Here is an 8,386-nt window from a genome sequence, read left to right on the forward strand (position 1 = left end):
CGTCAGCCGAACAGTTCGAGCTGCGCCGGCTTCGGCGCGATGCGGGCGCGCAGGTCCTGCCGGTCGATCAGCCGCGTCGGCCGGTGGTCGGGCGTCACCAGGAAGGGCCGGGCGCGCTTCAGGCCAGGCGTCAGCCGCGCCAGATCGTCGAGCCGGAGCGTCGTGTGGCGGCGGGCGGCGATGATGCGGTCCACCACGCGGGTGCCGAGGCCCGGCACGCGCAGCAGCAACTCGCGGTCGGCCGTGTTGACGTCGACGGGAAAGCGCTCGCGATGCTTCAGCGCCCAGGCGAGCTTGGGATCGATGTCGAGGTCCAGCATGCCGGCATCGCCCCCGGCTGCCACCTCGTCCACCGAGAAGCCGTAGAAGCGCAGCAGCCAGTCGGCCTGGTAGAGCCGGTGTTCGCGCTGCAGCGGCGGGGCCTTCAGGGGGAGGACCCGGCTCGGCTCGGGGATGGGGCTGAAGGCGGAGTAATAGACGCGACGGAGCTTGTAACTGCGATAGAGCCCGTCGCTGGTGCGCAGCACGCCCTCATCCGTCGTGGCGTCGGCGCCGACGATCATCTGGGTGCTCTGGCCGGCGGGCGAGAAGCGGCGCTTCTCCGCCTTGGCCTCGGTGATGCGCTCGTGCATCTGGCCCATGGCGGCGCGGATCGTGCGGCCGTTCTTCTCCGGCGCGAGGGTTTCGAGGCTCTGCTGGCTCGGCAGTTCCAGATTGATGGACAGGCGGTCGGCCCACAGGCCCGCCTGCTCGATCAGCCAGGGACTCGCCTCGGGGATGGTCTTGAGATGAATGTAGCCGGCAAATCGGTGGTCGCGGCGGAGCTTCTTCGCCACCTCGATCATCTCCTCCATCGTGTGGTCGGGCGTCTTGACGATGCCGGAGGAGAGGAACAGGCCCTCGATGTAGTTGCGCTTGTAGAAGTTCACCGTCAGGTCGACGACCTCCTGCACCGTGAAGCGCGCCCGCCGGACGTTCGAGGAGCGGCGGTTGATGCAGTAGGCGCATTCGTAGAGGCAATAATTGGTGAGCAGGATCTTCAGCAGCGAGATGCAACGCCCGTCCGGCGTATAGGCATGGCAGATGCCCGAGCCGGTGGTGGAGCCGAGGCCCTTGGTGCCGCCCGAGCGTTTGGGCGCGCCGGATGAGGCGCAGGAGGCGTCGTATTTGGCGGCATCGGCGAGGATCCGCAGCTTCTTCGACAGGGTCTCGTCCATCCGCATCCCCGGCTTTCCGTTCCTTATATGTTCTCTTTGTCCCGCCGGATCAATGCCGCCCTGCCGAAAGGCCGCTACCGCACGGCGCTGGAGCGTGGCACCCATCGCGGGCCCGTTCCCAGACCATCGGACTTGCCATGACCCGCCCGATCGACCGCCGCCATGCCCTCGGCCTCATCGCCGCCGCCGCGCCTGCCCTCGCCGGCACCGCCCGCGCCCAGGTCGACTATCCGAACCGTCCGGTGACGGTGATCGTGCCGCAGGCGGCCGGCGGGGCGAACGACATCATCGGCCGCATCCTCGCGGAGAAGCTGTCGGAGGTGATGGGCCAGCGCTTCGTCGTCGAGAACCGCGCCGGCGCCGGCGGCAATCTCGGCTCGCAGGCGGCTGCCCGCTCCACGCCGGACGGCTACACGCTGCTCGTCACCATCTCCGCCAGCCAGGCCATCAACCCGGCCCTCTACGCCCGCACGGGCTTCGACCCGGTGAAGGATTTCGCGCCCGTCTCGCTGCTCGGCACGGTGCCGAACGTGCTTCTCGTCCATCCGGGTTTCGAGGCGAGGTCGGTGGCGGACCTCATCCGCATGGCGAAGGAGAAGCCGGGCTTCTACCACTATGCCTCGGCCGGCAACGGCACGCTGAACCATCTGGTCGGCGAGATGCTGAAGTCGCGCGCCGGGATCGACCTCAAGCACATCCCCTATCGCGGCATCGCCCCGGCGCTGACCGACGTGATCGCCGGCCATGTGCCGATCACCTTCGCCAACCTGCCGGCGGCGATCAGCCAGATCCAGGCGGGCACGGTGCGGGCGCTCGGCGTGTCGACGCTGAAGCGCAACAGCTTCGTGCCGCAGGTCCCCACCATCGCCGAGACGGTGCCGGGCTTCGACGCCGAGCTGTGGATCGCGCTCTATGCGGTGGCCGGCACGCCGCAGCCCATCGTCGACAGGCTGGTGGCGGCCACCCACCGGGCGCTGGCCGACGAGCAGGTGAAGGCAAAGTTCGCCCAGCAGGGGGCGGAGGTGGTGACCTCCACCCCGGCCGAGCTTGCGGCGCGGCTCGACGCCGACCTCAAGGTATGGGCGGAGATCGTGAAGACCTCGGGTGCGAAGATCGAGTGAGGGGAGAGCCGGTTCTGTCGCCCTGCAAGACCGAAGTGCGTCATGCAGGGCTTGTCCGCGGAGGCGACGCACGAGGCCGGGCATGACGGAGAGGGCAACGTCCCACCTCTCCCCGGCGGGGAGAGGTCGCCGAGCGCAGCGAGGCGGGTGAGGGGGAGCCTTCGCGGGAACGACCCACCCCCTCTCCCGGCCTGCGGCCGACCTCTCCCCGCCGGGGAGAGGTGGCGGTGGAGCCCTTTCCGAAAGTCGCGGCCGACTGAGTTCCCTGAACCGTCATGCCCGTGCTCGGCCCGGGCATCCAGGAATTCCCTTGCCCGCGCCGTGTTCAAGTCGTGGATGCCCGGCACGGGGCCGGGCATGACGGGAGGTGTTTCCGGCGCTGGATGGCCGGGCCAGGAGCCCGTCTAGCCCCCCCCACCCCTCAGTTCGTGATCCGGATGCCGGCGCGCTCGATGACCGGCTTCCAGCGGTCGCGCTCGCGGGCGATCATGGCCCTGACCTCGTCCGGGCTGGAACCGACCGCCTCGAAGCCGGCGCCGCGCAGGCGCTCCAGCGCCGCCGGGTCCTTCATGGCGGCGGCCGCGGCGCGGTGGATCTCGGCGACGGTGGCGGCGGGGGTTGCCGCCGGCACCATCAGCACGAACCAGGAGGCGATGGTGAGGTCCGGCATGCCGGCCTCGCGGGCGGTCGGCACGTCGGGGAGCATGGGCGAGCGCGTCTCGCCGGTCTGGACGATGGCGCGAATGCCGCCGGAGCGGATCTGCGCCGACGCCAGCGGCACCGAGAGGAAGGCGCCGGCGGTCTGGCCGCGGGCGATGTCGCCGATGCCGTCGGCCACGGCGCGGTAGTGGACAGGCTCGCCCTTGAAGCCGGCGCTCTGGGCGAAGAGCTCGGCGGCGATATGGGCGGGGCTGGTGACGCCAAACGTGCCGAGCAGGGTGCGGTCGGCCTTCTTCGCCGCCTCGACGAAGGCGGCCATGGTGGCAGGTCCGCCCTGGGCCGGCACGGCGAAGGCGAAGGTGGTGCGGGCCACCTCGCTCACATAGGTGAAGTCCCGGGCGGGATCATAGGGGAGCGTGGCGAAGGCGAAGGGCGCGATGGCGACCGAGCCGACCTCGCCGAGAAGGACGGTGGCGCCATCCGCCGCGGCGCGGGCAACGCGGGCCGAGGCGACCTGGCCGCCGGCGCCCGGCACGTTCTCGACGACGACGGAGGCATTGCCGGCGCGCTGCATGGCCTCGGCGAGGATGCGGGCGAGCGTGTCCGGCGCGGTGCCGGCGGCAAAGCCGGAGACGAGGGTGATGGTGCGCGCCCCCTGCGCCATGGCGGGCATGGGGCCGAGGGCCGTGGCGAGGCCGATGGCGGCGACGGCCGCTCCAAGAAGTGCTTTCACGTGTGGTCCTCCCTGCGGCTTGTCTGTCGGGGGCGGCGGCCGCTCGCCGGGATCAGCTGGGGTCAGTCCACCTCGTAGACGTCGAGGAGGACGCGGTCGGGCAGGCGCGTGCCGATGCAGACGAAGATGGACCGCATCAGCCAGAGATGGTCGGGCGAGGCGGTCTCGAAACGCGGCACGGTGCGGAAGTAGATCTGGGACGCATCCACCGTCTCGCCGCGGCGCAGGCGGGCGATGAGGTCGGGCGGGCCGCGGCGGATGCCGGTGTTCTCGACATAGATGCGCGCGCCCTCGGGCGTCTCGATGACGTAGCGGGCGTGGATGTCGGCGAGGCCCTCGTCGCGGATCGACTGGTAGTCGGTGCCGCCGGGCAGCACCGTGCCGGTGAGGCGGGGTCCCGTCACCTCGCCGCCGAGGATGGGGATGAGCCGGCGTTCGCCGAGCGGCGTGACGCCGACCTCGACGGCCGGCGCGACCGCGGCGGCGATGGAGAAGACGGGAACAAGGCGCGGGGCGGGCATCGGCGTTTCCGGGTTCGGTCGGGCTTCTTTTGGCCCACTCTGTGCGGCATCGGACGGGGGAGGAAGGTCGCCGGTCGCGATCGTTATTGTCAATAACGATCAGCCGCCCGATATGGCAGTTCCGCACCTTTCCAAACTGTCATGTGAACGCCCGCGCCCGGCATGGTAGAAGACGCGGTACAGGAGTGACCATCCGCATGCGCCGCTGGGCCGTTCTCGTCCTCATCATCGCCGCCCTGGGAGGCGCCGGCTGGTGGTTCACCGGCCCGGGCAGCCTTGCGGTGGCGGAGCAGCCGGCCTGGCGCACCGCCAAGGCCGACCGCGGCGACGTGATCGCAGCGGTCAATGCCACCGGCACGATCAACCCGATCTCCACCGTCGTCGTCGGCTCGCAGGTCTCCGGCCAGGTGCTGGAGATCCTCGCCGACTACAATTCGCAGGTCGAGCCCGGCCAGGTGCTGGCCCGCCTCGACCCGACCCAGGTGCGGGCGCGCCTCGACGGGGCCCGCGCCGACCTCGCCAATGTGCGCGCGGCGCGGCAGGTGCAGCTTGCCCAGATCGAGCAGGCCCGCGCCGACATCACCCGCTCCGAGGCCGCCCGCGTCGATGCGGTGGCCAAGCTCGCCCAGGTCGAGGCGCAGCTCGCCGAGGCCGAGCGCAACTATGTCCGCCAGCGCGAGCTCGGCGCCCGCGGGGCGGTGGCCCAGGCGGTGATCGATACGGCCCGCGCCACGGCGGAAACGCAGCGCGCGGCGCGGGACTCGGCAAGGGCGCAGATCGAATCCTCCGAAGCCTCCAAGCTGTCGCTGCAGGCGGCGCTGAAGGTGGCCGAGGCGCAGATCGGCTCGGTCGATGCACAGATCGCCCAGCGCGAGGCGGTGGTGCGGCAGATCGAGGTCGACCTCTCCAACACCGAGATCCGCTCGCCGGTGAAGGGCACCGTGGTGCAGCGGCAGGTCGAGCTCGGCCAGACGGTGGCCGCCTCGCTGCAGGCGCCGACCCTGTTCCTGGTGGCGCAGGACCTGCGCTCCATGGAGATCTACGCCAATGTCGACGAGGCCGATGTGGGCCGCGTCCGCAGCGGCCAAACCGTCACCTTCTCGGTCAATGCCTATCCGGGCCGCGAATTCACCGGCGAGGTGAAGCTCGTCCGCCTCGGCTCGCAGACGGTTCAGAACGTCGTCATTTACACAGCGATCATCTCCTTCTCGAACCCGCGCATGGAGCTGCTGCCGGGCATGACCGCGACGCTGCGCGTCATCACCGACCGCCGCGAGGGCGTGCTGCGCGTGCCGAACGCGGCGCTGCGCTGGCGGCCCGCCGGCGCGACCCCGGCCGAGCCACGCCCGCAGCCGCAGGCGGCGGCCAATCCGTTCGGTCCCCCGCCGATGGGCGGCCCGCGCGGCGGTCCGGGCGGTGGCGGCGGTGGAGGCGGCGGCGGAGGCGGCGGTCGCCAGATCGGCGAGTTCGTCGAGACGCTGAAGACCGAGCTGACGCTCGACGCCACCCAGCGCGAGCGGATCGATGCCATCGTGGCCGAGACGCGGCCGCTGTTCCGTGCGCTGGGCGACCCCTCCCTGGACCGCAACCAGCGCGTCGAGCGCCTCCGCGAGATCCGCGCCGAGATGGCGCGCAAGATCGAGGCGGTGCTAAATGCCGACCAGCGCAGGAGCTTCGCCGACATCCGCGCCCGCTATGACGGCTCGCGCGGCGCCGATGGCGGCATGCCCGGCCGCGTCTTCGTCGTGGGCGCCGACGGCAAGCCGCAGGCGGTGTCGGTGCGCGTCGGCGTCTCCGACGGCGCCATGACCGAGGTGCTCTCCGGCGATCTCGAGGCCGGCCGCGAGCTCATCATCGGCACCGGTCAGGGCCCGGGCGGCAGCGCCCCGGCGGCCCGCGGCTTCCGGATGTTCTGATGCCGCTCATCGACACGAGCGATTTGGCAAGGCACTACACGCTCGGCGACCAGGTGGTGACGGCGCTGGCCGGCGTCTCCGTCAAGGTCGAGGAGGGCGAGTTCGTCGCTGTCATGGGGCCGTCGGGCTCGGGCAAGTCGACCTTCATGAACATGGTGGGCTGCCTCGATCGACCGACCGCCGGCCGCTACGTGCTCGACGGCGAGGAGGTCTCGGCCATGTCGGCGGATGCCCTCGCCGATGTCCGCAACCGCAAGATCGGCTTCGTCTTCCAGCAGTTCAACCTGCTCGACCGCCAGGACGCGCTGGCCAATGTGGCGCTGCCCATGGTCTATGCCGGCGTCGCCCGCCGCGACCGGAAGAAGCGCGCCGAGGAGGCCCTCGCCCGCGTCGGCCTCGCCGAACGCGTGCACCACCTGCCGACCCAGCTCTCGGGCGGCCAGCAGCAGCGCGTCGCCATCGCCCGTGCGCTGGTCAACCGGCCGCGCGTGCTGCTCGCCGACGAGCCGACGGGGGCCCTCGACAGCCGCACCTCGCTGGAGATCATGGCGCTGTTCCAGGAGCTGAACCGGCAGGGCATGACGGTGCTCATCGTGACGCATGAGGCCGATGTCGCGACCTTCGCCGGCCGGGTGGTGCGGTTCCGGGACGGCAAGGTGCTCTCCGACACGCGGCAGGAGCCGCTGGATGCCGGCAAGGCCCTGGGGGAGCTGGTCGACGAGATGGCGTGAGGGGGGCGCTCCACCTCTCCCCGGCGGGGAGAGGTCGCCGAGCGTCAGCGAGGCGGGAGAGGGGGAGTTGCCTCCCGGTTGACGCGAAGCCCCCTCTCCCGGCCTGCGGCCGACCTCTCCCCGCCGGGGAGAGGTGGGGGATGCGCCCTCTCCGAAAGCTCTTCGGAGCCTCCACCCATCATGCCCGGCCCTGTGCCGGGCATTTGCGAATGTCCGTCACGGCTGGGGCAGGCCCGCCATGGGCAGCCGCGCTACTGAACCTGCAGCGTGACGTTGATCGTCGCGCAGCCCTGGCCCTCGGGGCGGGCGCCGCACGCCCTGACGACGAACGTGTCGGTGCCAGTCCTTTGCAGACGCACATCTGGGAAACTGTTGAAGCAGTTATTGGCAAAAGCCGCTATTCGGCGCGCTGCTTGCCCAGCGGCAAGTCCGACCATTGATGATTAGCGTGCTGGTGTTCACGTAGCGCGCACTCAAAAAGTCCGGCGGGCATGTTCCGCCGACCGAGACCGTCTGTCCGCGCCATCTCAGTGATCGACCGTCCACCAACCGCACGATCTTGCAGCCAGGTATTCCTCGAGCATCATCGATTCCACGAAAAGCTGGTCCGGCATTCTCATGCTGAGCCGACACTCCACTATGCGCGCCGTCGAGTAATATGGCGAACAGCGCAAATGCGGCACCCAGGATCATCGTTGAGGACGCAATGGGGACTTCTCTTGCCATAGAGGACTCCGAAAGGCGGTACTATTGGATAGTAACCAGCCCTCACGTGACGTTGCAAGAGCGCCGCAAGAAAGACTTATGGCATGGCCCCACCAGATGGAATCGCCTCCATCACTCGCCGTAAAAAGGAGGTGGAATTTTCCAAGCCACTCACGAAATTGGTTTAGCCGTCGTCTTTTCCGTCAGGTCGGATGATTTTCTCTACGGCAGTATTTTGCTGACATATGCCAGCGGTCGCTGAACAGCGGCAGGGCGCTGAGGGAAGGCGCGGACGAGGTCGCGATGGGGACGGTACCGTGCCTCTCCCCGGCGGGCAGAGGGTGCGGATGCGCCCTCTCAAAAAGCTGTCCCGTGGAGTGCACCCCGTTTCGCCGGACAGGTAGCCGGTTGATCTAGGCACTCTGAGCGATGAACTCTCGCGGGGAGAGCATGCGCAGGCCAGAGTGCGGGTGGACGGTGTTGTAGTCCTCGAACCAGCCGGGGAGAAGACCGAGGACAGTCAACGCATCGGGGAGTAGCGTGACGCGGGCATAGTCGCGCTTGAGGGTCTTCACGAAGGCCTCGGAGATCCCATTGCTCTCGGGCGATCGGACCGGCGTGAACGCCAGGCGCAGGCCGAGCGCAGTGGCAATCTGAGCAGTTTCCTTCGCAATGTAGGCACTGCCGTTATCGGACAGCCATTCCACGGGCCGAGGTGTTTTGGTCGAGCCGAAGCGCCGCTCCACGCAGGCCACCATCAGATCGCGGACCATTTCTCCGGA

7 protein-coding genes are annotated in these 8,386 nt (G+C 69.6%); 3 read left to right on the forward strand and 4 right to left on the reverse strand.

Annotation, left to right across the window (positions count from 1 at the left end; translation table 11 throughout):
- Nucleotides 1–2: 2 nt before the first annotated feature.
- Nucleotides 3–1,217: a putative DNA modification/repair radical SAM protein gene (locus C8P69_RS07155; protein ID WP_108175593.1), complete on the reverse strand. Its 1,215-nt coding sequence runs from the start codon at nucleotides 1,215–1,217 to the stop codon at nucleotides 3–5.
- A 137-nt stretch (nucleotides 1,218–1,354) separates the two neighbouring features.
- Between C8P69_RS07155 and C8P69_RS07160 the strand changes: the two genes are divergently transcribed.
- A complete protein-coding gene (locus C8P69_RS07160) occupies nucleotides 1,355–2,338 on the forward strand; it encodes a tripartite tricarboxylate transporter substrate binding protein (RefSeq protein WP_108175472.1) in 984 nt (327 codons plus the stop codon).
- Nucleotides 2,339–2,759: 421 nt separating this feature from the next.
- Here C8P69_RS07160 and C8P69_RS07165 read toward each other — a convergent pair whose 3' ends face one another.
- Nucleotides 2,760–3,731 (reverse strand): Bug family tripartite tricarboxylate transporter substrate binding protein, encoded by a 972-nt coding sequence (locus tag C8P69_RS07165; RefSeq protein WP_108175474.1) that lies wholly within the window; start codon nucleotides 3,729–3,731, stop codon nucleotides 2,760–2,762.
- A gap of 62 nt (nucleotides 3,732–3,793) precedes the next feature.
- Nucleotides 3,794–4,252 (reverse strand): DUF3237 domain-containing protein, encoded by a 459-nt coding sequence (locus tag C8P69_RS07170; RefSeq protein WP_108175476.1) that lies wholly within the window; start codon nucleotides 4,250–4,252, stop codon nucleotides 3,794–3,796.
- 197 nt (nucleotides 4,253–4,449) lie between these two features.
- Here C8P69_RS07170 and C8P69_RS07175 point away from each other — a divergent pair, with 197 nt between their 5' ends.
- Both C8P69_RS07175 and C8P69_RS07180 read left to right on the forward strand, forming a co-directional pair.
- Nucleotides 4,450–6,168, forward strand: coding sequence for an HlyD family secretion protein (locus C8P69_RS07175; RefSeq protein WP_108175478.1), 1,719 nt, complete (start codon nucleotides 4,450–4,452; stop codon nucleotides 6,166–6,168).
- The gene (locus C8P69_RS07180) at nucleotides 6,168–6,899 is read left to right on the forward strand and encodes an ABC transporter ATP-binding protein (protein WP_108175480.1); all 732 of its coding nucleotides are present in this window, start codon (nucleotides 6,168–6,170) and stop codon (nucleotides 6,897–6,899) included. The genes C8P69_RS07175 and C8P69_RS07180 overlap by 1 nt, the downstream gene beginning before the upstream one ends.
- 1,118 nt (nucleotides 6,900–8,017) lie before the next feature.
- Here C8P69_RS07180 and C8P69_RS07185 read toward each other — a convergent pair.
- Nucleotides 8,018–8,386, reverse strand: a 369-nt coding sequence (locus C8P69_RS07185) for an integrase core domain-containing protein (RefSeq protein WP_146167301.1), incomplete at its 5' end; no start/stop codon positions are given.

This window comes from Phreatobacter oligotrophus, assembly GCF_003046185.1.
Lineage (GTDB): Bacteria > Pseudomonadota > Alphaproteobacteria > Rhizobiales > Phreatobacteraceae > Phreatobacter > Phreatobacter oligotrophus.

Excerpts from the sequence above, each read along its gene's own strand:
- C8P69_RS07155 (WP_108175593.1), bottom strand. The coding sequence starts at position 1,217 with ATGGACGAGACCCTGTCGAAGAAGCTGCGGATCCTCGCCGATGCCGCC.
- C8P69_RS07160 (WP_108175472.1), top strand. The coding sequence starts at position 1,355 with ATGACCCGCCCGATCGACCGCCGCCATGCCCTCGGCCTCATCGCCGCC.
- C8P69_RS07170 (WP_108175476.1), bottom strand. The coding sequence starts at position 4,252 with ATGCCCGCCCCGCGCCTTGTTCCCGTCTTCTCCATCGCCGCCGCGGTC.
- C8P69_RS07175 (WP_108175478.1), top strand. The coding sequence starts at position 4,450 with ATGCGCCGCTGGGCCGTTCTCGTCCTCATCATCGCCGCCCTGGGAGGC.
- C8P69_RS07180 (WP_108175480.1), top strand. The coding sequence starts at position 6,168 with ATGCCGCTCATCGACACGAGCGATTTGGCAAGGCACTACACGCTCGGC.